Origin of the sequence: Comamonas squillarum, from assembly GCF_025309455.1 — a bacterium.
Lineage (GTDB): Bacteria > Pseudomonadota > Gammaproteobacteria > Burkholderiales > Burkholderiaceae_C > Comamonas > Comamonas squillarum.
Genome location: NZ_CP104377.1, coordinates 1,683,068 through 1,705,584 on the forward strand (window position 1 = coordinate 1,683,068; position 22,517 = coordinate 1,705,584).

Annotated in this window: 29 protein-coding genes; 5 read left to right on the top strand and 24 right to left on the bottom strand. The window is 58.4% G+C overall.

Going from position 1 to position 22,517, the window contains the following annotated elements:
• Positions 1 to 27: 27 nt before the first annotated feature.
• Positions 28 to 606, top strand: a complete 579-nt coding sequence (locus N4T19_RS07745) for an IPTL-CTERM sorting domain-containing protein (protein WP_182342435.1) — start codon at positions 28 to 30, stop codon at positions 604 to 606.
• A gap of 165 nt (positions 607 to 771) precedes the next feature.
• On the top strand, positions 772 to 1,632 hold the full coding sequence (locus N4T19_RS07750; RefSeq protein WP_232539385.1) for a hypothetical protein: 861 nt from the start codon (positions 772 to 774) through the stop codon (positions 1,630 to 1,632).
• 59 nt (positions 1,633 to 1,691) lie between these two features.
• Here the strand turns inward: N4T19_RS07750 and N4T19_RS23340 are convergent, their stop codons facing one another.
• Both N4T19_RS23340 and N4T19_RS07755 read right to left on the bottom strand, forming a co-directional pair.
• A complete protein-coding gene (locus N4T19_RS23340; protein WP_332839227.1) occupies positions 1,692 to 1,859 on the bottom strand; it encodes an IS3 family transposase in 168 nt (55 codons plus the stop codon).
• Between the two features lie 115 nt (positions 1,860 to 1,974).
• The gene (locus tag N4T19_RS07755; protein WP_182342437.1) at positions 1,975 to 3,075 is read right to left on the bottom strand and encodes an acyltransferase family protein; all 1,101 of its coding nucleotides are present in this window, start codon (positions 3,073 to 3,075) and stop codon (positions 1,975 to 1,977) included.
• Positions 3,076 to 3,095: 20 nt separating this feature from the next.
• Between N4T19_RS07755 and N4T19_RS07760 the strand changes: the two genes are divergently transcribed.
• The gene (locus tag N4T19_RS07760) at positions 3,096 to 3,491 is read left to right on the top strand and encodes a hypothetical protein (RefSeq protein WP_260719813.1); all 396 of its coding nucleotides are present in this window, start codon (positions 3,096 to 3,098) and stop codon (positions 3,489 to 3,491) included.
• Positions 3,492 to 3,761: 270 nt separating this feature from the next.
• Positions 3,762 to 4,193, top strand: coding sequence for a thermonuclease family protein (locus N4T19_RS07765; RefSeq protein WP_182342535.1), 432 nt, complete (start codon positions 3,762 to 3,764; stop codon positions 4,191 to 4,193).
• Positions 4,194 to 4,195: 2 nt separating this feature from the next.
• On the opposite strand, the gene N4T19_RS07770 is transcribed toward N4T19_RS07765, so the two are convergent.
• On the bottom strand, positions 4,196 to 4,690 hold the full coding sequence (locus N4T19_RS07770) for a hypothetical protein (protein WP_260719814.1): 495 nt from the start codon (positions 4,688 to 4,690) through the stop codon (positions 4,196 to 4,198).
• A gap of 47 nt (positions 4,691 to 4,737) precedes the next feature.
• On the opposite strand from N4T19_RS07770, the gene N4T19_RS07775 reads away from it, so the two are divergent.
• Positions 4,738 to 4,938: a hypothetical protein gene (locus N4T19_RS07775; RefSeq protein WP_165841105.1), complete on the top strand. Its 201-nt coding sequence runs from the start codon at positions 4,738 to 4,740 to the stop codon at positions 4,936 to 4,938.
• On the opposite strand, the gene N4T19_RS07780 is transcribed toward N4T19_RS07775, so the two are convergent.
• The 21 genes from N4T19_RS07780 to N4T19_RS07880 form a co-directional block, all read right to left on the bottom strand.
• Positions 4,935 to 5,591, bottom strand: a complete 657-nt coding sequence (locus N4T19_RS07780) for an SOS response-associated peptidase (RefSeq protein ID WP_260719815.1) — start codon at positions 5,589 to 5,591, stop codon at positions 4,935 to 4,937. The genes N4T19_RS07775 and N4T19_RS07780 overlap by 4 nt on opposite strands.
• Positions 5,592 to 5,707: 116 nt before the next feature.
• A complete protein-coding gene (locus N4T19_RS07785) occupies positions 5,708 to 6,247 on the bottom strand; it encodes a hypothetical protein (RefSeq protein ID WP_260719816.1) in 540 nt (179 codons plus the stop codon).
• On the bottom strand, positions 6,244 to 6,876 hold the full coding sequence (locus N4T19_RS07790; protein ID WP_260719817.1) for a lysozyme: 633 nt from the start codon (positions 6,874 to 6,876) through the stop codon (positions 6,244 to 6,246). Before N4T19_RS07790 ends, N4T19_RS07785 begins: the two co-directional genes overlap by 4 nt.
• Positions 6,873 to 7,208: a hypothetical protein gene (locus tag N4T19_RS07795; RefSeq protein WP_260719818.1), complete on the bottom strand. Its 336-nt coding sequence runs from the start codon at positions 7,206 to 7,208 to the stop codon at positions 6,873 to 6,875. The genes N4T19_RS07790 and N4T19_RS07795 overlap by 4 nt, the downstream gene beginning before the upstream one ends.
• 65 nt (positions 7,209 to 7,273) lie before the next feature.
• On the bottom strand, positions 7,274 to 7,816 hold the full coding sequence (locus N4T19_RS07800; protein WP_260719819.1) for a hypothetical protein: 543 nt from the start codon (positions 7,814 to 7,816) through the stop codon (positions 7,274 to 7,276).
• Between the two features lie 9 nt (positions 7,817 to 7,825).
• On the bottom strand, positions 7,826 to 8,521 hold the full coding sequence (locus tag N4T19_RS07805) for a hypothetical protein (protein WP_260719820.1): 696 nt from the start codon (positions 8,519 to 8,521) through the stop codon (positions 7,826 to 7,828).
• Position 8,522: 1 nt separating this feature from the next.
• Complete coding sequence (locus tag N4T19_RS07810; RefSeq protein ID WP_260719821.1) at positions 8,523 to 8,849, bottom strand: hypothetical protein; 327 nt, start codon at positions 8,847 to 8,849, stop codon at positions 8,523 to 8,525.
• Positions 8,850 to 8,864: 15 nt separating this feature from the next.
• The gene (locus N4T19_RS07815) at positions 8,865 to 9,953 is read right to left on the bottom strand and encodes a hypothetical protein (RefSeq protein WP_260719822.1); all 1,089 of its coding nucleotides are present in this window, start codon (positions 9,951 to 9,953) and stop codon (positions 8,865 to 8,867) included.
• A gap of 56 nt (positions 9,954 to 10,009) precedes the next feature.
• Entirely contained in the window at positions 10,010 to 10,942 is a 933-nt protein-coding gene (locus tag N4T19_RS07820) for a hypothetical protein (protein ID WP_260719823.1), read from the bottom strand.
• A gap of 12 nt (positions 10,943 to 10,954) precedes the next feature.
• The gene (locus N4T19_RS07825) at positions 10,955 to 16,462 is read right to left on the bottom strand and encodes a tape measure protein (RefSeq protein ID WP_260719824.1); all 5,508 of its coding nucleotides are present in this window, start codon (positions 16,460 to 16,462) and stop codon (positions 10,955 to 10,957) included.
• Positions 16,463 to 16,596: 134 nt separating this feature from the next.
• The gene (locus tag N4T19_RS07830) at positions 16,597 to 16,818 is read right to left on the bottom strand and encodes a hypothetical protein (protein ID WP_260719825.1); all 222 of its coding nucleotides are present in this window, start codon (positions 16,816 to 16,818) and stop codon (positions 16,597 to 16,599) included.
• 3 nt (positions 16,819 to 16,821) lie between these two features.
• A complete protein-coding gene (locus N4T19_RS07835) occupies positions 16,822 to 17,991 on the bottom strand; it encodes a S1 family peptidase (protein ID WP_260719826.1) in 1,170 nt (389 codons plus the stop codon).
• A 143-nt stretch (positions 17,992 to 18,134) separates the two neighbouring features.
• Positions 18,135 to 18,464, bottom strand: a complete 330-nt coding sequence (locus N4T19_RS07840) for a DUF1799 domain-containing protein (protein WP_313900090.1) — start codon at positions 18,462 to 18,464, stop codon at positions 18,135 to 18,137.
• A 5-nt stretch (positions 18,465 to 18,469) separates the two neighbouring features.
• Positions 18,470 to 18,883, bottom strand: coding sequence for a phage tail assembly chaperone (locus tag N4T19_RS07845; RefSeq protein WP_133858381.1), 414 nt, complete (start codon positions 18,881 to 18,883; stop codon positions 18,470 to 18,472).
• 106 nt (positions 18,884 to 18,989) lie between these two features.
• Positions 18,990 to 19,637: a phage tail protein gene (locus N4T19_RS07850; RefSeq protein WP_260719827.1), complete on the bottom strand. Its 648-nt coding sequence runs from the start codon at positions 19,635 to 19,637 to the stop codon at positions 18,990 to 18,992.
• A 114-nt stretch (positions 19,638 to 19,751) separates the two neighbouring features.
• The gene (locus tag N4T19_RS07855; protein ID WP_260719828.1) at positions 19,752 to 20,153 is read right to left on the bottom strand and encodes a DUF4128 domain-containing protein; all 402 of its coding nucleotides are present in this window, start codon (positions 20,151 to 20,153) and stop codon (positions 19,752 to 19,754) included.
• The gene (locus N4T19_RS07860) at positions 20,150 to 20,536 is read right to left on the bottom strand and encodes an HK97 gp10 family phage protein (protein ID WP_182342583.1); all 387 of its coding nucleotides are present in this window, start codon (positions 20,534 to 20,536) and stop codon (positions 20,150 to 20,152) included. Before N4T19_RS07860 ends, N4T19_RS07855 begins: the two co-directional genes overlap by 4 nt.
• Complete coding sequence (locus tag N4T19_RS07865) at positions 20,533 to 20,898, bottom strand: hypothetical protein (protein ID WP_260719829.1); 366 nt, start codon at positions 20,896 to 20,898, stop codon at positions 20,533 to 20,535. Before N4T19_RS07865 ends, N4T19_RS07860 begins: the two co-directional genes overlap by 4 nt.
• 2 nt (positions 20,899 to 20,900) lie before the next feature.
• The gene (locus N4T19_RS07870) at positions 20,901 to 21,314 is read right to left on the bottom strand and encodes a DnaT-like ssDNA-binding protein (RefSeq protein ID WP_260719830.1); all 414 of its coding nucleotides are present in this window, start codon (positions 21,312 to 21,314) and stop codon (positions 20,901 to 20,903) included.
• A gap of 3 nt (positions 21,315 to 21,317) precedes the next feature.
• A complete protein-coding gene (locus N4T19_RS07875) occupies positions 21,318 to 21,506 on the bottom strand; it encodes a hypothetical protein (RefSeq protein WP_260719831.1) in 189 nt (62 codons plus the stop codon).
• Positions 21,507 to 21,544: 38 nt separating this feature from the next.
• A complete protein-coding gene (locus N4T19_RS07880; protein ID WP_260719832.1) occupies positions 21,545 to 22,513 on the bottom strand; it encodes a major capsid protein in 969 nt (322 codons plus the stop codon).
• Positions 22,514 to 22,517 lie beyond the last annotated feature (4 nt).

The following is a 22,517-nucleotide window of genomic DNA, read 5'->3' on the forward strand; positions in this document are numbered from 1 at the left end:
GTCTCCTTTTACACCGAGGGAGACACCATGAACAAACTTTTGGCATCCGCCGCGCTGGCGCTCAGTTCTCTGGCGTTCACTGCCGCCGCCCAAGCCGCGCCGCTGCAGTGGACCTTGAAGGACGTGACCTTTGACGATGGCGGCGCGGCCACCGGCTCTTTTGTCTATGACGCCGACAGCGACACCTACAGCAACGTGCAGCTGAGCACCACGGCAGGCAGTGTCGGAGGCGCCTCAGACTTTCGCAGCAAATGTGTCACGCCCCACTGCATCAACGCCCTGCCGGAGCTAATCTTTGTCGCCTCCAGCAACCAGAGCGACTTGACCAATGTGACCTACCTCGACATTGAACCGTCGGCACCCCTCTCCAATACACCGGGTACCGTCGAGCTGGCGTTTGGCATGTCCACCACCTGCGGCAATGCAGCCTGCTCCACCAATGGCCCCGGCTTGCGCGCGTTCTTCAGTGGCCAGCTCGTTGGGGTACCTTATATCGCTCCACCTGCTGCACCCACCAGCGTTCCGACGCTGAACCAATGGAGCCTGGCCGGACTCAGCATGCTATTGGCTGCATGGGCCTTGCTGTATCGCCGCTGCGCATCCTGATATAGGATCGTCCCTTATTCCCCGGATACCAAGCGTTCTGCACTGATCCTTTACCCAGCCCAGCCTGCGAGTAAGCCTCCACGGGTGCCTCAAGACAGTCCCTGACATTCAGGCAAGCAATATGTAAGGATAGGTTGATAGAATGTAAAGATTAACAACGGGGATATGATGATTTTCAAGAAAATTGCATTGGTTGGCGCCTTGCTCGGCACCGGTTTGGCACAGGCGTTTGCGCCTCAGACAGGCACCTGGATTGTGACCAGCGAAGTCAATGGCAAGCCAGGCCGTGGCTTGGCGATTGATGTGCAGGACAATACCTTGGTCATGCAAATGTATGCATACGATGCCAGTGGTAACGCTACGTTCTATATGACCAGCGGCACCTTGGCCAATGACAATTACGCAGCACCCCTCAACAAATACCGTGGCGGTCGTTATCTCGGTAGCGGCGAGCTGTCCGGCAAGGAAGATGGCAGTGCAGGCACTGTGTCGATGCGCTTTGTCTCGGGTACCAAAGGCTACATAACGCTTCCTGGCGAGGCAGAGAAAGAGATTTCGCGTTTTAACTTTGCTTACGGCAATGATCCCCAAGGCCTCAAAGGCATATGGCTGTTCAGTCCCCTCAATTCACTGACGCCAACGGCAGACTTTTTCAGGCTCGAAAAGGCGCAACCAGCGACGCAGTATGGCAATGGCCTCATGGCCAGCTCAGATGGCAGCTTTGGCTGCGAACACCAAGTCACCGGTAATGCCGCCGGAACCGTACTCTGTGTCAAGGTGAACTCGGCAGGTAAAGTTCTGCGCGGCTACCAATTCATCTATAGCGTGAATGACGGAGAAGGCAATTTGCTCAATAGCCTTGGCCAGGCTACGTCGATTGCCGCCATGCGCCGTTTGGCAAACCGCACAGACACCGGCACAGGGATTTTCCTGAAATCCGAGTCGAGTGAAGAAGCTGCAGCAGCTGTGGTAAGCCCAGACCAACTGCGCCTGGCCATCGAAAGCGTGGCAGCACAAGTGGAATAAGCGACAGCGCTCTCAGACCCCACTTTTCAACTGCCTCCAAGAAGTTGGACAGTTGAATCTTAAAGGCTCGAGGCCTGGGTTCGGTACTCTATCGGACCCAGGCCTTTTAGTTTGAGCTTCAAACGGATGAGGTTGTCGTTGTGAATGCTGTCTTGTAGCCCTTTAGACAGTTGAACGATGCCCCCAAACCTGCCAAACCATAGGAACCTCGGCTTGCGTGTTCCCAGTTTGGCGCTCTCATCTTATTTCGCCTTGGAAAAAACCCCATGGCTTGAACTGGTGTCCACCTTCAGAGGTGCAGTTCCTCCCGCGGTTTTTAGTATCCGCGTTGCCGCGTCCGTTTCAAGAAACACTAGAGATCGATTTGCGCCTGAATCCCAGCGAGAACTCCTTCTTGCTCCATGTCTTGAACAGCGCCAATGCGGGCTCCTCGACAAGCTTCCACGACACCAGTGCCACTATCCAGGTCAGGGGGATGGCCACCGCCGTCATCTGCAGCGGCGTAGCGGCAGGGTAGAACTTGGCGATCAACTGCTGTATCGGCCAGCCATACAAGTAGGTGCCATAGGAGATATCCAACATCCAGGGCGGTGAAGGCAGGCGTGGAACATATGCCAGCCAGAATATGAAATAGACAAGCGCGACGGAAAAAACCCACTCATAGTGAACCGTGTGCCGGCATACCCAGGCCACCAGTGCCAATAGCGCCACGATGGAGAGGTGCAGTGGAATACGAGTTTTGTGAATGTAGAACAGCGCGCCACAAGCAAAAAACAAGGCCAGCCGGGCGGCTTCCTGCAAGGGAACAGATTGGAGCTGTGCGGACTGGTAGGTCCAGATAGCAAATCCCGCAATCAACGCGCTCGTCAGCCAGCGCCAGGAAAAAATACCCAAGACCCCCAGCACCCCCATATAGAGGTACATAGTCCCTTCAATGGGCAAAGTCCAAAGCGAGCCATTGACAGCGGGGCTGTAACGGTTCCCCTCAAAAACTCCGGGGAGCAGCCACTGTATTTCCGCCAGGGATGCGTTGGACCACACATACGTCCACGTCAGCGGAGATGACCAATAATCGGCCTGCGATTGCACGGTGACAAGGGGGCCCAGCACGAGCGCACAGACAAGTACGCAGACCCATAAGCCAGGAAACAAGCGAACAGCACGCGCCAGGGCGAACCGCACGATGGACTTGCTTCTGTCCAAGCTGCCGGCGACCAGAAAACCGCTGATCAGAAAAAATACCGCTACCGCGACATCGCCTGAATAGCGGTAGTTCAGGTACTGGGTAAAAAAATCGCGCTGAGCGCTGCCCAATGCCGCAAGGGCAAAGCCATGCCCGTAGATGACGAGGGTTGCTGCCACCAGGCGTATCAGCAGAAAATTATCCCTGCGCCCCTCTGCGCCGCCTGCCACCTCCAGGTAGTGTCCAATGGTGTATTTCATAAATGCTTATCGTTCGCCCCATGGCGGTCGTCCTCGATTGGCGTAGTTTTTACAACACCACGGACCTGCTGAACCTTGGCTCAGCCCGATTGCGTGGATCGACTGCAGCACACGCTGTACGCTTTCCGGGATCCGTCGCCCTACGCATCATCAAAAAAAGCGGGCTGGGACCACCATGCCGATGGCAGGTGAGGCGCAATGAACGCGCCGCTGGCACCAATGACAAAGCGGATGCACGCGTCAATGGCAAACAGGAGGGCCCACCGATCCATCAACCATGGGATGCCGCTGGCGACAAAGCGCAACTATGCCATGTTTACACGGCCTTTACAGGCTTTTTCGTCACGAATGCGCTCAAGCCCACCGTGCCCTGCGAACAACAGACACCCCAAAATAGCGGACTCTGCTTTGCATAAAAAAAGCGCCCACTGAAAAACCAGTGAGCGCCTTTTTGGCTTGTATGGTGGAGCTGGCGGGAATTGAACCCGCGTCCGTACCAGCATCCATGCGGTCTGCGAGAGATCGGTGTGATTTCGGTGTGATTTAAGCGCCTCCGCACCGGGCTCAGCAAGAGTGATGCTCTGTCGGCTGCTCCGTGCCTAACCGGCAACATTACACCCCTTATATGTGTCATTTTGCAACCACCTCTATTGAATTGACACGCGACCTCTAAAGCACAATACCTAATGCTCTCAGCTATAGCCATATGCCTGATCGTCGGCATCTCCGACGGCGACACCCTCACTGCCCGCTGCGGCGCGCCGGGCGCTTATGAGCAGATCAAGATCCGCCTGGGCGGGATTGATGCGCCAGAGAGCCGCCAGCCGTTTGGGCAGAAGTCCAAGCAGAACCTGTCAGATCTTTGCTTCCAGGCGCAGGCTGAGATCACCCCAAAGTCCAAGGATCGCTACGGCCGTACTATCGCTGATGTGCGCTGCGGCGGTCTCGATGCTGGCCAGCACCAGGTCGCAACGGGCATGGCTTGGTACTACGTGAAGTACGGCAAGGGGTATGAGTGGCTGCAATCCATTGAGGAAAGCGCCCGTGTCTCTGAGCTTGGGGTGTGGAGTGAGCCCAACCCAGTTCCGCCATGGGACTGGCGCAAGTCAAAGCGGTAGCCCTACCTCGGCCGGTCATTCGCATATGGAGGCTGCTTCACCTTCGCGTACTCCCTATCAAGCCAGGCCGACATCCCGCGAAGTGCCGCAGTGACCGCTGATGGGTTGCGCCCGCATATCCAAGTCTGCGGCCACCGGCTGAACTCCCCTTCATCCCACTGCTCACCACGCAACAGCATGGTTCCGTCTTCTCGCTTCTTCCAAACCTCGACTTGCTCCAGCGGGTAGGTCATGAGCTTCATGGGCTCGGCACGCCGGTAAATCCCGGCTTGGTTGCCGTTGAATGGCGTAGTCGATGAGATGACCATGCCCAGTATTGGCGCCCTGCCGATCAGAAAAGGAGAGCAAAGGTACGCGCCGCAAAACTGCAGTTGCAGCACGTACAGGTCCACGCCAACCCGTTGACGCGCCTCCAGATCGAAGGGGCTGCCAGGACTGACAGCGCTCCTGTACCAGCCCGGCAGGTCCTCCGGCTCAAATTTCCTGACTGCTTCCATTGCTCGCTCCAGTTACTGTATAAATATACAGTCTTTTGGAGGTGTCTATGTTTCAATCAAGATACTGGCGGTGGCACATCAAGGATGGGGATGATTGGTCCGAGACCAAAGAGCACGAACGCTGGGATGGCATCAAGCTGGATCGGCCAGAGGCCATGCCGGTCCTGGGCACTATGGTGCTGCACACCGTTACGGTTGCGGTGGACAAGGATCTGTACGACAGCCTCGCCCCCGATATTCCGTTTTAGGCTGGCCCGGCCGCGAACACTTCGACCGGCGCAAGTCTCAGCAGCGCCTGCGCGTCTTTGATCGAACCTTCCAGCCATTGGTCCACGTCGGCCAGCTCAATCGGGATCACGCTTCGCTTGTCCTGCTTGTCAGCTGCGAGCTTCGGGTCTGGCTTGTGCATGCGGTTCATCAGCGGGTGCGCATCTGCGTTGAGCGTGAGCATGGTGTAGCTCTCGATCAGCTCGCCGGTTGCTGGGTCTTTCCAGGTGTTCCACAGCCCCGCCAGGCCCCACGGGTCGCAGTCGGCCCGGGCAAACCTCCACCACACGTTCTTCCCGCTCTCCCAGTTGGGCTCATCGAAGGTCGTTGCGGGAATGATGCAACGCTGGCCGTGCTTCCACGGGTCTTTGAAGCTGGCCTTGTCCGCGATCTCCTCGGCCCGGGCATTGTTGGTGCTGAACTTGATGTCCGGCGTCTTGCTGAACCAGGGGATCAGGCCCCATCGCCCCACGGCCAGCTCCTTGCTGTAGCCAGGATCATCCACGGCGCGCCGGATGAACCCGCCAGGCGAGCGCGGGAATACATCGCGGGCACCCAGCCCCAATTGCCGGGGGTTCAGCCGCCAGTACTGCTGGATGTAGCCTTCGTCTGGGGAGTGGTAGCGATTGCACATTGAAGCCTCCTGGCGCCAAGGTACAGGGGCACGCATCCGGCTGGTGTCATCCGAAACCCTATCTGAAACGAAAAATCAGCCTCCCCGCCGCCACTACGGCACTGGGGAGGCTCTTTCTATTTTTGGCTGCAGGCTTGGTCGCTTTCGTCACCGGTCAGTCGGCGCTCGATGTTCACTTGGTCGCACAGTGCGGCTACTTCGGCGTCCCGTCGCCTAAGGTCGCCTCCGAGGCTTGCGACCACGCCAAGGCCTTCTGCAAGCTGGCGGTCGAGGGCCGCGGCTTTATCTGCAAGATCGCTGCGGGCAGCTGCGTCGGCTTGGGCTTGCGCGCGATAAGTGGCGGCTCGGCTGTCGGTGTCGCGGTGCAGGCGCTCAGCACGGGCAAGCACAGCGCGCACATCAACATCAATGCCAGTCTTGAGGTTCGCCAGTCGATCGGCGTTGTAGATCGTGTCTTGGGCATGCTTGCTCTCCCTGAGCGCGGTTTGGGTTTCGTCAGTTCTGGCAGCTTCGGCGCGGGTGGCCTTGTCCCTGGCCTGCTCGGCGCGCAGCTCGGCGATGGCCTTACTGGCCTGCCAGCCTTTGACCGTCCAGCCAGCGCAGAAGGCCAGCGCCGCGATGATGGCCGCCAGTGCGGCTTTGATTTGCCAGGTCATAAGCCAGCCTCGCAAATTTCGCCGTTGGCTTCGCCCCGGGCCTGAAGGCCAGGCAGCACCACTGACACCCCATTTACCGTACCACGGTTCCAGCGCGGGTTCTCTCGGCATGCGCCCACCACATCCCCGGCATTGGCCTTGCGCAGCAGGGTCGAGGTGTAAAGCGCGCCCTCACCCTTGTTGTGGATGAAGTCGATGAACACGGCCTGCTGCAGCGGTGTGTATGTGGTCCAGAGGCGGAACATGCCCATGGCAGCGCGCTCGGCCGCCAGGTAGCGGCTGCGCTCCAGCCCGTAGCAGTCGGCCGGCGTGTAGTACCGATCAGCCACCACGGCCCGGCCGGTGATGCCGTTGCAGACAGTCAGCGGCTGACCCTTGCCCAGCTTGTCCACGTAGGGCGTGCCGATGTGGCGGTAGCTGCTCTCGTAGTAGCTGCCCATCACCATGGCGATCTTGACCGCCTGGGAGGTTCCTGGATCGGCGGCCACGGCCTGGATGTACTGGTTTTGCTCGGCCATTGCCTGGGCAGCGACCTTGTCGCGCTCGAGCGCCACGTAGCCTCCTCCGCCTGCAGTCAGCACAGCCAGGGCCATCAAGCCGGCGCGCAATGCGTTGGGGACGCGGCTCATAGCTCAGCCCTCTGCGTTTCGGTCATTTTTTGGTAGTCCTCAAACAGGACTACACGCGTCTTGCGGGGCTTGATCCAGCCCCAGCGCTCGAACGCCGGCCGCCACAGCTTTTTCCAGAACCACTCACAGATGAGCAGCACCGTATAGAGTGCGGCCACGATAGAGGCGATGGTCCCCCACGGGATAGAGTTCACCCAGAACCATGTCTCAAAGCTGGAATTGACTGTGGCCGCCTGGGCGATCTTGTCTGCCACATCGGCTTGCGCGGCCGTGGCCAACGTCACCGCACTAGTTGCCTTTGCGATCGGCATGCTGATGTCTGTGCTCTGCATCGAGAGACTCCCTCAGAAATAAGAAAACCCGCCGAAGCGGGTTGTGTTGTGTGTTGTGCCGAGGGTTACAGCGCCTGGGCGTAGTCAAAAAGCTGCGCCAGGTCAGCCTCTGTCAGGTTGAGGCCTGCTGCCAGCTTGAGCACCGTGGGGCTGTCCGACTCGATGGCCGCCGAGCCCTGCCAGTCCACCAAGGCCCGGTAGCGGTCGAACTCATCGGGGATCAGGTTGATCTGCGCCTCAATGTCCTCGTTCTTGATGCCCTTCATGTCGAACAGCGCAAGCAGGGCCTGGCGCTTGGTCACCGTGACGCGCGCAGCATCCCGGGCGGCCTGCTCGGCTGCCAAGCGCTCGCCCTCCAGCTGGGCCAGCTCCTCGTCGCTGAGCGGCACGACTTCCCATTGCTGCAGGTAGCCGTCCTCCGTCTCCAGAGGCTCGACTGGCACCGCTTTATGGGTGGCAGGATCAAACCCTGGCGGGTCAGTCTGCGTGATGAGCACATAGCGCTCTGGCGCCTCAAATGGCACGGGAAACGACATGTTGTGCGCGTGCCGGCCGATGATGTCCGCTGGGCTCAGGCCAAACTCTCGGGTTTCTTTGTCGAAGTACATGCGACCTCCTTATCGGGTTCGGCCGAGGATCGAACCAGCGGCCAGAATGTTCACGTTCGCAATGCCATCGATGGCATAGCCCGCCAGCTCTCCGGTAGTTGTCCCGTAGTAGTTGGAGCTTTCAAACGATCCGCTGGTCGATGCTGAGCCGCCGCTATTGCCCGTCATCCCAATAGCTCCACCTGTGCCGCCACTGCCGCCTGTCGCAGTGCCTTGGGTTGTTCCACCGATATTTGGCCCTCCGACCGTCTGAGAGCTGCCAGAGCTTCCGCTACCGGCCGGAAGCATCACCGGAGGATTTGCGCCGTTGAAACCTGCGCCGACACCTCCAGATCCACCCGTTCCAGTGGCAACATAGCCAGTGCCCCGGAAAATATTCACGTTCTGGCCTTGGCCCCCCTGACCACCGCCGCCAAAAATGACGCCGCCAGCGTTGTCCAGGTTGAACTTGCTCGTTGCAACGAGACCTGTGCCGCTGTTGTAGATGCCACCCACGCGGCCACGCACCACCAAGGTGAACAGCCAGTCGGGGAGGTTTGACACGGTGAGCGTTGCCACATCCACACCAGCATTGATGGTGCAGTACAGCTGCTCATAGCCAACCCAACCCGCAGAAATAGCAAGAGCCCGAATATCCGGGCTCCTTACGCTGGCCGCAATGGTGATGTACACCGGGCCTTTAATGAGTAATGGTCGGTACGCCATATCAGTAGTTTGGCAGGTAGGAGCCCAGCCACTGATCCGCTCCAGTGGACTGCGGCCGGCGGAACTGAAAGATGTGAATCTTGCCCGTCTGCAGGTTCTGCGGAGCTAGGCCGCCAACCCAGCGGACGTTTGCCGGCCATGAGAGCGTACCAGCCGTCAGACTCACCTCCAGCTCAAACAGCATGCAGTCGACAGGCCGGTTGATAAAGGTGAACGCCAAAGAGGCAAGAACTGACGCGTGGAAGTAAGAGCGCTTGGATAGGTCGCACACCCCACCGGTCGCTGGAATTGCCAACGGGGCCTGAGCTTGTTGTGCTGCTGATGCCATAAAAATTCCTCTTCTTTAGAACCATCTTCCAACGCCCATGATCTGGGCGTAGAAACCATCAGTAGAAGATGTGGCCCGGAACAGCTGGAAAGAACCGGTTTGTGTCGCGGTCCCGCGAGAGGTCGCGGCCGCCCAGCAGTGTCCGGCGGTTCCATCGAGTTTTTGACCTGTGAAAACCTCTTGCGGTGGAGCAGAGAATGGGACCGGCCAGTCCAGCGGCCCCAGCGAGGAACCATTTACGAACAGGGATCCAGCTGCACTGGCGATGGTGCTGGTTCCGGAGGCACGCCAGCAGATTTGCGTGCCATCCCCGAACCTTACGTACTCTCCATTTGCATTGATGCCTCTCGCTACCACGGCGTTGCCATTCATGTTCAGCCCGCCAGTGAAGTTCTGTAGCGCCGTCCAAGTATTGGCAGATGCGATCGCTGGCTGCGCGGCGGTGTATGCCGTGACCCCGTTGATACGCACCCAGTCATTCGACGCAGAATCGAACTGCAGTGCGATCTGCCAGTTCAGCACGTTCATCACGTAGTCTTCGGCATCCCCGCAGATGGTCTTTCCGTTGCGCTGGATGTATGGAGTCAAGGTGCCGGACACGTTCACTGCAGCGACCACCATCCCATGGAACGGGTTGGCAGGCAGTTGCAGCACAGAGCTGCCAGAACTCATGCGGTACATGCCGCGATCCGCCGCGATGGTCGTACCTGCAGGACATGCGTAAACCGTGAAGTCGTTTCGGCTCACCTCACCCCAGTAGGTAGACCCCAAGGCCGGGGCCTGAGTTGTCACGTTGGCCAGGTTAAGTTTGAGATACCACAGGCGCCCCAGGTGGGTGACGGTGGCAGGCACATTCAGCGCTCCGGTTAGAGTTGACCACTCCCCCTTGTAGTTCGCTGCTGCAAAGGCGCCATTCGCCGCCGTTTGCACATCGACAAGGCGAGCGGCAGCCGTCTCTGCGGAGGTGTTGGAGTCGTTTGCACGCTGGTTGGAATACTCTGCGTTGGTCTTGGCCGATTCGGCCACCGCTTTCACATCCCCACCCCACGGCGCCATCTGCGTCGTGAAGTTCTCTGCGGTCACGTTGAACGTGGCCTCGTCCATGTTGTTGTTTGGGACGGTGCCAAGGTCCCGAATCGGTGGTACTGCGACGATTGGCATTAGACAACCCCCTTTACATTCACTGTTATTGATGTGCTGACCGTGGTGTGCGGCTGCCATCCGATGCTGATAAAGCCCACCGTTGCGAGATAGCGGTACTTGCCAATGGAGCTGGCATAGACCGAGACAGGCGTGTCCTTGAGCCGCTCAATGAGGGAGAACAGCCGGTTGGCGTCCTCTGCATCGATGATTACGGGCAAGGACAGATTCACCGCCGAGCCCCGGGGCACAACACGGAACGTGCCGTCCTCGAAGTCCTTGCGGTAGCTGTAGTTCTGGATCTCAGCATTGGCCCCGTACTGGGTGCCAGATGGCATCCCGACACTGGTCATCCCGAAAGCTGTCCAGGTGCCAATAGACATCCAGCCGATCCCCACGGGTTGCGTCGGATCAGCTGTCACCGTCACCGTGATGACCGTGGACGACTTGCTGGGGATGTTCTCGATGCGGAACGACTTGATGGCTGTCCGCTCTCCGAAGAAGTAGTTCCACCAACCCACACGCGGGAGGTTCAGCCCTGTATCGACAGGTGTGATCAGGTTTGCCCCGCCCACCCCATCTGTCACCGTGATCTGCAGGCGCTTTCCGGTGAGGCCGTGGAGCGCAATGCCGGTGATGAACGGCACCTTCAACACATAGGTGAGCGAGCCCAGGCGGTTAACCTGGGTCGTCTGCACGTATGGATCGAATGGCGCCCACCGGTTAGACGGGCGCATGTCGTTCCAACTAACGGGGTCTTGGTCCGGTGGAATGTTGAGGTTGGACGGGACAACAGCGCATTTGTATACGCGCTGTCCGTAAACCCGCTCTGCATCTTTGGCGACAGCTGCGCCTGCCGTCCAGGCCACCTCCCCGGCTGCCGTATCGACAGCGGGGATGGACCCGGCCAGCATCGAGCTGTCCCCAATCTGCTTGGGGACTAACACGTACATAGATTTCCCTTTTTAGGCCATGTTGGCGACTCGCATGGCGTTACCGCCCTCAGTTACCTGGCTGATGTCGCTGCTGGTGCGGCGGCCATATTCGGCGCCGGCCGCCGTATTTGCGTTGATGGCTTGAAGCTCGGCGCGCAAAGCCTTGACCTCCTGCACCAACTCCGCATTGCCACCCCCCTGAGTGTTCAATGCCGCCATCAGCGCCCGGTTGTCAGCCGCAGGGATAATCCGTTCGCCCTGGTGGATGTTCGCGGTCATGTCACGCGGCACGTAGTTCGTGCCGATGGCAAACGATGCCCGCTTACGCCACTGGTTCTTCTCGGGGTCCCACTCAAACTCGCCGCTGGTCTTGAAGCGCTCGAACTCAGCCAGTGAATAGCCATTGCTGACCATCGACCCGGTGCTGTTGTAGGCGTACTCACCTGCTGCGTACTTGCCAATTTCTCCATTGCTGAAGATGGCTCGCCCGTCAGCAGTCAAGCCAACCACGGTGACCCGGTTCGATCCAGCGACTGTGCCGCCCAGACTGCCACCGCCCGTGGGGGTGTAGCTGGGAGCAGAACCACCACCAACACCAGCCTTGGCCGCTTCTTCCTTGCGAATGCGCTCCTGTTCCTTGGGGTCCAGCAGCTTGTACAGGGCGTTGACAGCGTCGGTAACGCTGAGCGTTGCATCTACCTGCGTCTCGCCGTACTCCTTCCAGAACGTGAGCGTGTCGTCCAGGCGCTTGATCTGCGCATTGGCCAGGTCGATTTGCTTTTGCGCATCGGATTTAGCCAACTCTGCATACCCACCGAGCTCGTCCAACTGGCCCGCCAGCACCTTCTTGTCATAGTCAAGCTCCGCCTGGGTGGCGTAGTTGTCCACGACCAGACCACCGGTAGCCGCTTCAATGGCCGACTTAGTCGCATCGAGGTCCGACAGTCCCCCACCCTTGCGGGCGCGGTCCAGGGCCTGCTCGATGTACACCATGCCAGCCGCAGCCGACCAGCTTGCGCTGTCCTCGACCGAATCCCGCAGCGATTTAGCCGCATTGGTCACCAGGTCGAAGTAGCTCGATGCCTTGCTCAGTGAGTCCTTGGCGTCTGCGGAGAACTGATTCCAGTACTCCTTCTCACGGGAGACAGCGGCTTCCAGGTTCTTCATGGCCAGGTCTTTGGCGGCCTTTTGGGCCGCCACCAACTCAGCGGCCATGTCTTCCGCAGCTTGCTTGGCAGCGGCGTCGTTCTTGGCCTTGTCCTCAGCGTTCCACACTTCAACCTGCATGCGCACCAGCTCAGGGTCCTTGTATTTCTCAAGTTCCTTTAACTGCTTTGCACGTTCGAGCTTTGTCGCCTCGTCGTCTTTGCCCTGGGCGCGCAAGAGTTGCACGTTCAGGTCTTCCTTCATGGCGGCGATGTTCTCGGCAGAGGTGTAGACCACATCGAACGAATCAGCCAGACCGATCATCGCTGCGTACAGCTTGCGGCCCGCTTCGGTGGACAGGTCAATCCCGTTGATGTACTCCCGCAAGGCATCCCGGCTGGTGGGCATCGATTCCACGCCAAGCTTTTTCAGCGCCTCATTCAAAAGCCGCGTTTGGTTGGCGACCTTCTCCTGATCCGTGTAGAACTTGTCGTAGTAGTTGCTGGTGGCTGCGGCGAACTTGTCCGCTCCGCCAAAGGCATCCATCAATTCCGAGGCCATATCTGCACCAGCCAGGCTGACCGAATACAGGGTGTCCCCGATGGCCTTGAACCACTCGTTTGCCAGCGTGATCGAGGTGGACAGGCGGGTGAGCGCCTCAAGCTGGGTTTCCCCGGCCCGGGTGTACTCCTCACTGGTCAGCACCAGTCCACCCATCTGTTCGGCGATCTTCTGAAACTCCTCCTGCAGCTTCTTGGTGGCTTCCTCTTCGCTCAGGCCCTTGAGGTTGACCTTGATCTTGGCTGTGAAGCCGTCCAAAGCCTCTCCACCCAGACCCACGGCACCAGCCATGGCACGGATGGATTCATCCATTGCCAGGAACTGGTTGCCCAGCGCAGAGCGCATTTCCTCGGGCAGCTCTTCGTATGTCGTTTTGTTCGACCGGAACAGACCACCCTTGTAGTACTTGAACAACCGGCCCTCGAAGCCACTGTCGCCGCCGAAAGTTCCCTCTACGCCTGACTCTTTGAGCTTGCGGCCAAAGAGCGAGCCGAAGATGTCGCCACCGAACAGCAAGCTCAGACCGCCGATGATGGGCCCCAGAGCGCCCAGGAACGTGCCCAGGCCACCCATGATGTTTCCGGACCCGATAGCGATGGAGCCAGCAGACATCGCGCCGCCAAAGGTTGCGCCCGTAGTGCTCAGGCCCAAGGAGCCCATCAGGCCACCGAAGCCGGCAGACATGCCGCCGCCGAAGGTGCCCAGCAGACCGAGGGCATTGGCGCCGCTCAGGCCAGTGCTGAGGTTGCTGAACATGCCGCCGCCAGCAGCCGCTGCACCGGCAGCACCGGCAGCAGCGCTGCCAGTGAACCCAAGCAGGTTGCCAACGATGTTGATCACGAACGGCTCAGCGAGCATCTTGTAGATCTGCTTCGCCACCAGGGTGAAGAAAGACGTTCGCAGAGACTTGCAGAACGATTCCCACCCGGACTTGCCGTTGTTCATCATGTCGGCAAAGCCTTGGACGAAGATGTCCTCTACCTGTTGGATGGTCTGTTCGTACTTCTGTTTAAGCTCCTTGTTAGCCTCGTCTGACTTGACAGCGACATCCTTCAAGCCAAGCAGATCATTGCGCTCCTTGAGCTCCTTAATCTGCGCCTGCAGAGCCTCAATCATCTGGGTGTCAAAGACATCGAACGATTGCTTCGCTTGCAAGGCCGCGAGTGCTGCTTCCTTGGTGGCTATCACTTGTTGACGACGCATCTGCAAGATTGAGGCTTGCTCTTGTCGGGTCTTGCCGATCAAAGCAATCTCGTCTCGTAGTTGCTGGTTCTCACTCTCTAGGGACTGGGCCGAGGAGAACACAGCATTCACCCCTCGCTGCCGCTCTTCCCGCCAAGCAGCGCGCGCAGCCGTTTCCTCCTTTAGGGCTTCGATTGTTTTATCACCCCGAGCCAATTCGTCCAGATAAGCTTGAGCCTGTTGCTTGTGGGCCTGCGTCAGCTTTTTCGTGCCCTGCTCTGAGATCAGAAATCGCAGTTTGTCTGCCTCCGAGAGCTTGCGGCCATACTTCAGCTCTTCTTCATTTTCAAGAATCTTGAGCTTGATAGAGCTGATTAGCTTCTCATATTCGGACTGCTCCTTTTTAACCGCTGCAGCGCCAGAACTATCTCTGCCTTTCTTGGCCATTGAAGCCAGTTGCTCATTGACGCCCTTGATTCGCTCCTCCAAGTCTTTCGCTTCTTTGGAGTTGCCGAGTTGCGCGTCCTGAAGCGCTTTCAAGTCACCGCCCAGCTTCTTTGCGACCTCGCGAACCTCCGCCATCCGCTCAGACTGCGACTTATACCCCTTGGATGCCTCAAGCGCGGCCTTAGCACGTTGCAAGAACAATGCGTTCTCAGCAGCCACCAGGGGAACGCTGGTGTTGCTTGCCGCGCTTTGGAGCGCTGCGGCAGCGCCTTTTGCGGCTGCCTGTGCATCACGAAGACGGCTAGCCATCTCCAGCCACTTCTGCAGAATACTAGGGCTGATGTTTCCAGACTCAGCAGCCCTTTGCAGGACCGGTGCGAGGTTGCCGCCTTCTTTGCCGGCATCGCGCAGATCGTTGATCAAGGCTTCAAACTGGTCTGACGGCATGCGTATGCTCGCCAACCCAGCGACAGACTGGATCAGTGCGTCCAACTCCTTCTGCGACTGCTTGATGGCGGTCTTCTGCTCATCTTGGATGGCCATCTTGATGACGATCTGCTTCTCAGCAGGCAATGCATCCAGCTTCTTCTTCAGCTCCTCCAGAGGCTGATTCAGACCGCCAATGCTCTTAACCAAGCTCTCAGAGCTATCCCGGAACGTATAGAAAGCTGCTGTGGCAGCGCCTGCAACGGTCAGTATGGTGCCCAAAGGGCCGCCCAGGAAAGCCATCGCTGCGGAGGCTCCGCGTGCTGCACCACCCAAGGCTAGAAGGCCCGTGGCCGCAGTCGTACTAAATCCGGCCATACTGGCCAAGGTCAGTTGGTAACGCGCAGCTTGAATCGTGGACGCAGCGAAAGCTACCCCGGTGGAAGCAATGGATGCAGTGAAGCGAGCGCCCAAGACTAAAGCCACCGCACCGCCCACAGTCGCCAGAACATCCAGGTTGTTGGCCAGCAGGTTGATGCCACTGGCAAAGCCCTTGGTTGCGCCGCTCGCTGTAGCCTGAGCACCAACCATCAGCATGATGTTGTTCTTCAGAACCGTAAATGCGCCGGAGATGGTCTGCACTGACTCGGCTTCTTCGCGGAGTTTGCCCAGCGCCTTTGGGAGCGACTCTGCCAGGACTGCAGAGGTGAGCTGCCCAGCTTCAGCCATCTTGCGCAGAGCGCCTACCGGTACGCCCAGGCCATCAGCCAAGGCCTTCATCAGTCGTGGCGCAGCCTCGTTCACAGAGTTGAACTCTTCGCCGCGCAGCACGCCGGAGGCGAATGCCTGCGACAGCTGCAGCATCGCAGAGGACGCCTCACTGGCCGTCGCACCCGACACCTTGAGGGACAAAGCGACCGTCTCAGTGATGTCCGAAAGTTTCTGCTGGCTCAGGTTGAGCGACGCAGTTCCGTTCGCGATACGCGCATACAGCGTTCCCAGCTCGCCGATACCTTGCTGAGCATCGGTAGAGATGCGCTGAACAGATGCCATCGCGGCCGAGTAGTCTGACGCACCCTTTGTCGCCAACTTCAACTGCGCGGTGAATTTTGTGTATCCATCAATCTGCGTGATGATCTCGCGGGCGCCGAAGCCAACCCCGATGATGGACAAGGCCGCGCTCACAGCATTTGCGGCAGTGTTCAGCGCCCGGAAAGACTTTTCAGCCGCGCTGTTGGACGCCGAGGCGCGCAGCATGTCCTTGGCGTATTTATCGGCCTCACGGGAGGCTTGGGCCAGTTCTTTCTGCTCTACCTTCAAGGCGTCGATGCGGCTTCCCATCGCACGAGCGATCTCCTGTGCGCCGGTACTCATCCCTCGTTGCGCGGCGCGATAAGCCTCCATTTCACCGCGAGTCATGCGAAGGCCATTCGCCTCCTCGACCAGCTTGCGGATGTGCTTTTCTTCTTCGGCGGTCAACGAGGCCATTGCGCGCGCCAGGCTCGCCGTATCCGTCACAGCTTCACGCGCAGCTGTGCCAGAGGCTTTGATGCCGGTGGCAGCCTTCTGCGCGGCGTCGCCAGTCTTCTTCAGGCCATCACCTGCGCCGGAACCCAGGTCCGCCAGAGACTTCGCAACCTTCTTGCTCTCCGCAGAGATGCCGGCCATCGATTGCTCGACTTTGGGCCCTTGCTGAGCCAGCTCGGCCAGCTTCTTGATGCCCTTGTCTACGCCGTCGGTTTCAACGGCAATGCCTACGGCTGCTACATCGGTCATATGGCGTGCCCAATAAAAAAGGCCCACGCAAATGCGTGAGCCCATGAAAAAGGCCCGCCGAAGCGAGCCTTAGAAATGAGAAAACTGCCCGAAGGCGGTTTGGATGAAGGGAGATTTCTGTACCGCCTAAGCACTCACGCCATACTAAAATTCGTTGCGGTGAATTTCGGCATTCGCTCCACAATGACGCGATGCCCCTTAAATATTCTAGGGATAGGCGGAACGCTCACATTCTCAGCCACCCATACTCGCAAAATAAAACCTTTATCTGGGTCCGGCTCTGCAAAGATGGACAAGACCCCTGTGGGGGCATTAATCTGCTCCAGCAGTAGTTTCGCCACTTCGGTTGGTGTCATAAATTACAGGTTGTATCCAGATACCATGGATACTTGCAACCTCTCCAATATCGGCTTTATAGGCATGATCAAGGACCGCTTTCCACCAGGAGCGCGCCCGTCCACGGTCCCAGCGAACACAATTCCAACAGCATGCCGAACACCGTTTGTGTCAAGGTGGGTTACCAGGCTTCCGGAATCGCCACCATCTGAGAAAAGATCACCGAAGCCGTGGACAACAAAAATCTTCTCGAAATACGCTGACCCAGCAAAGTTGTACTGCCCTGCTGCATAGCTTACAGATGTCGCCCCTACAATTTCTGCCAATACTGCTCCAGCGGTATGCCCAGTTGTGCGGCCAACTTTTTCTACGGCCATTCCAGGGACAAGGTCTATCACAGAGAGTGGCGTGTCATATGCCCCTCGCTGCATTGAACTAACAGCTTCAGGCTTAGTGATTTTTATTAATGCTGCATCGCTATTCAGCGTATGGTCCACTCCACTTGGATCACCAAATATCATTGGGAGTTGGATAAAGTGAGTCCCAATCGTAAATGGGTGAGGATTCCCAGGGGCCACATCTAAAACACCAGGAGCAAGCACTGGCAACCCAATTTGCGCGTAACCACAGGCTCCTGATACATGATTATTTGTCAGCCCAAAAATCGCTCCTTGGGCATCTTTGACAAGACATCCCAGAGTTCCCGCCTCTCTATTATTCCCAATCGAAATTGAGCTTCCACAAGTATAGAAAATGCCTGAAGTTGACGCGTGCAGTGCACAGGTATTTGTAGTCGCTGCTACGGCACTTGGCGAAACATTCTCAGAGTTGCCCTGATGGTAAGAGACTTGATGGCCATTGCAAAGATGAGGTAGCGACTTCATCTCGTTTTCCGTCGGCGCAGCCCTTTTGAGAAAGACGGATATTTTTCCACCATCCTCATCAATAGCAACAAACCGAATCTGCCGCTTACGTAGCGCACTTATAGCGAGCGAGTCTACAGACTGGCCAAAGTTAGGATGTTGCAAAAGGTTTTTGGGGTAATAAGCGTCTTCACTTAACAATCCATTGTCTCTTGCCCACGCCAGCAGCTGCAGCGCAGAATCCCGCGCACTGACTGCAGCAAGGGGAACGGTGCCAGCTGGGTTGGCGGGCAAAGGAGGAAGAGTGACGGCTGATGCTTCTACTGTCATGCTTTAACCAAGTTGTTTGAAGCATATTACAACAAGTCACAACTACCCCTGCCGCACCTCATTACGCAAGCCAATTCTCTCCACCCATCATGCCGCATTATTTCTTGCGGGATCGCTCTTGCGTCACCTTCTCGGCGCCAGGATTATTTAGCCTTGTCTTTAGGTGCGAATTCGCGCAACGTCGCCAGCGCCTCAGCCTCGATGACCATCATGTATTCATGCAGCTCATCCCAAGCCTCACCACTGGCCCTGCGGTCCATCAGTGGGTAAATCGCCTCCCATCGCACTCCCAGAGGCACACCACCCATTGCCGGGTAGACCCACCGGGTGCCGATCATCATTGCGATGTCTAGCGCGGCTTCGTTGTCCGGCCAGACTTCGATGATCTCAGGCTCTGGGTAGTCTTCTAGCTCGAACCCTGCAGCTTGAGCCTCTGCCTCTGTGACAGGAGGCTCAAACAGGGATCGAGCTATCTGCTTTAGTTTCCCAGTTGGCCGGTGAACAGAGCTGCGTCGTACTTACCCAGCACCTTGGCCAGCGAACCGCCGCACTGGTCTTCCAGCACGATCAGGCTGTCTACGCTGAACTCGTCTTCCAGGTTCCAGCCTGTGACGGCGCCGGCCACGATCTCGGCCGCCTGACGCATGCCGTCCTTGACCAGATCCTCAAACGAGAACTCTGCCTTCTCGGCGGGCTGTTCTACACCGTCTGCGGTCTTGCGATGCGCATCGCGGATGGCGGCCCACTCACTCTTCTTCTGAGCCTTGGCGGTGAACACCACATCGAACTCGTCGCCATCGAGGTTCTTGACGGTCACGGTCAGGGGAAAGGTTGGCGACTTGCCGGCCATCATCTTCAGGCTGGTCACGGGAACAGTTTTTTGCTTTGCCATAGTCTTGTCTTTCAGCGGGATAGATTAAGCCCGTGCGCAACCGCCCGCCCCGCTGAAGGAGCGAAGCGGCTACGTCGGTGCAATGGTTGTGGGCGGAATGCCCGGGTTACGCTGGGTAGCGCGTGGACTTGTTCTGAGCGTTGAAGGTGCCCTTGACCACCACGGCTTGGCCTTCGGTCAGGGTTTCTTCTTCGTTGAACGACACCTTCGCGGGGATCAGCGACAGAGCGCCAGTCTTGGCGCGCTGGCGGACCACGGTGTCAGCGTTGGTGTCAGACAGCGTGCGCAGCGCTTCGTAGGCTGGCGAGCCGATCATGTCGGCGTCCATGTCGAAGGTGCGTTGCACAGCGTTGAAGCCGTCGTTCAGAACGATTTCGTTGTCCGACTCGATGAACTTCACGTTCACGGTCTTGGCATCACCACCGCTGGTGGAGTGGTTCATGGTGCGGTCCAGGTCCACCCAGGTGCTGACCTTGCGCGCCGAACCTGCGCCTTGGCCAGGCGTGAAGAACTCGGTGTTCGTGGTATCACCGCGTTCCAGCGTGTAGCTGTCGGTGGTCACGCCCTTGACGCGGAAAGCGCGAAAGTTCAAGCGACCCCAGGCCGACAGGATCAGGACGATGTCGCCATTGGCAAAGCCATGGCCGACAGAGCTGACAACAGCTTCTGCAGCATTGGAGATGCCGCTGATCGTTTTCGAAGTGGAGAGCGCGGTGGCAACGGAGGTAATCGTGCCGGTTGGAGTACGTGCCATATGGGCCTTTCAGAAATGAAAAAAGCCGCTCGGCACATGCTTCGCGGCTAGGTTTCGCCCTCATCGGGCACAAAGAAACCACCTCTCGGTGGCATTAGGTTTTGGCGACGCACCCTATGACGGGAACGCCTCCCAGAAGACGGAGACAGGAACAGTCCAGCGGCCCTCATCTGGCATTCCAGATGACACCGATGGGGTCTTGTTCAGTTCGATGCGAAAGCCCGGGCCAGGAATGATCTGGGCTGGCTTGAAGTGCTGCTTAAGCTGGTCGGCCATAGCATCAGTCACTTGCCGGCCCTTCCCTTCCGGGTAGCGCAGCGTGATCTGCAATATGCCTCGCTCCTCCGTCAGCGTGCCCTCTATTCCTAGGTCCACCGGGCTATTCACCAGGTGATAACAGGCTTGGTATGGGCCATCTGGCGGCTTGAAAGGAACGTTCTCGAAGGCCGTAGGTAGCACACCCGGCATGGCGAGCAACTTGGACTCCAGCAGTGCTTTGATTTGTGAGAGGGTCATTTCATTGCATCCGCTGCGCGCTTGACCGCATATTTGAAGTCCTGAACAGTCAGGCGGACCATCCCGCTCGGAGCTTGCTGAGACCAGCCGTTTTCAAGGCGCTTGGCATAAGGCAGATTGTTCGTCAGCCAAATGGTCTGCCCAGGCTTGTAGCCCTGCAGCACGACCTCAGTGCGGCCCAGTGCATCGCTTCCAGCAGGTGCAGTAGTGTCGGGATTCATGCCCCCAAGGCCGCATTGCCAATTCGATTTGAAGCGTCCGGTATCCACTGGAGACTTGGTCATCATGCTGGCCTGCAGTCCGATGGCAGTATCACGCACCAGTTGGTCTACCTTGTCCCCGGCAGCCTGGCAGTACTTAGCAAGATCATCAGCAAAGCTCATGAGGCCCTCACTATGCAGTCATGCAGGACGATGACACCAGCAGGCTTCAGCGGCCTATTTCGGACCACCTGCAAGACTTCTGAGGCCACAGCCAACACATCACCCGCATCAGGTTCAAACGTGGCATCTGGAGCGATCAAAGCACGGCGGTCCCCGATCTTGACCAACTCACCGTCGATTTGCCTGTTGTCGAACTCCAGAAGCGCGACAGTGCATGGTGACTGCAGCTCCACAGGATCGGTCGGGCCCGTTTCTGGGTCATAGCCACCAGGTGTAGAGCGAGACATCGCCCCTGCCTGGCCGAAGCGATCCAACAGCCGCTTGGCAGTCGCTGCTGGGCGGGAGTAGTCGAACTTGGTCATACCTAAGCCCTTACAAGCTTCACCTGGCCTACACCGCCAGTCGTCATGCCGCGCATCAAGGCATCAATCACGCCGAAGCGCTTCTGGCCGCCGTTTGCAGGCTGTGCGTACTTGGTGGTGATCGGCCCCACCGATTCTTCGGTGACTGCCTGGGCGTCTACATCGGAGAACAGCGAGCCATCAGCTGCCCGTAGCGCGGCTTCACATGTGGCGTGCTTTACGGTATCGGCAACGGGGTCCAGGAACTCAGGCCTGATGCTGTACATGGTCACGACATACTGCGTGCCGCGCCGCAGCGCAATCTCTTGCTTGGCCCCATCAGCCGGCCAGTCGTAGCCCATGCGCTCCATGTAATCCTGCGCCTCAGACAGCGTCACCAGCGAGTCATAGCCATCTTCTGGAGCGACTACCAGCATGGCTTACTCCTGCGCCTGGGATGGCTTGCGGCCACGCTTGGAAGCGGAATGCTCGCCCTCACCCTCGCTGCTATGTTCCTGCGCCTGGGCTGGCTTGAACTGCGCGTCGATGATTTTGAAGCCCTGAGCGCGCAGCTCGGCCTTGCGTTCAGGCGATACGGGATGCTTCTCGTATGCAATCTTTTCGGTCATGGTTTCTCCAAAGAGAAAGGGGCCGGAGCCCCTTTCGTTTACTTGGCAGCGTCGCCGATGGTCATCACACCAGCCGAAGCCTTGATGCTGTTTGCGACCAGGTCCCAGTTGGAGCCGGTCGCCAGCTCAGCGTTGGTAGGCGACTTGCCGCCATTGGCCGTGTCCCAGGTGTAGCCCTTCAGGCCCAGGCCGAAGGTGTAGTCGGCCTGCATCGTGGTTTCGATGCGCTCCTTACCGTTGGCGGTCTGCACGTTGGTGATCAGGTCGGAGCCATCAGACACCACTGCAGCGCCGCTCACCAGCGACAGCACGTTCTCCTTGTCAGGGGTGCCTGCAGTGAACAGTGCAGGCGCATCCGTCACGATGACGGCCTTGCCCAGGATGTCCACAATGGTCACGCCTTGGAACTGGAAAAGTTGGTTCGCGTTGGTAAGGTTCTGACCGATCAGCTTGTGGTACATCGCACCAGTCATCACTTGCGCAATGATGCGGGCCGATGCGTCGCCGAACTTGGCATGCGCGCCGTTGATGGCGATGTAGCTGACGCCAGCGGTCGCGGACACATCGTTGACTGCACCAGCTTGGTTGCCGATGGCAGCGGCCAGGGCGGCGATGGCGGTGTTCAGCTGATCGGACATGATCGCTTCGGACAGGTTGCGGGAGATGACCTCCAGCGCTTCCTCGGGCGACTTCTGGATCCAGCTCAGTTGGCTTGGCTCAAACAGCACCGGGCCGAAGCCGCCAGCGATTTTCACGCTGTCGTACTGCTTCTGAGCCAGGGGCGTTGCAGCCTGGGCGCCATTGGCGGCGTAGCGGTCAACACGGCGCTGGGCGCTGTGCACGCCGGCCCAGAACGATTCCTGCAGGAAGTCGCCGTCGATGCCTTGCGTCGTCAACTGGATCGCTCCAGCGGATGCGGCATTGAACTTGGCCACATCTTGAGCCAGGGTTTCAATGGTTGCGCTCTTGAGGTACTCGTTAAATACCTTCATATCGGACAAAGCCATAGCT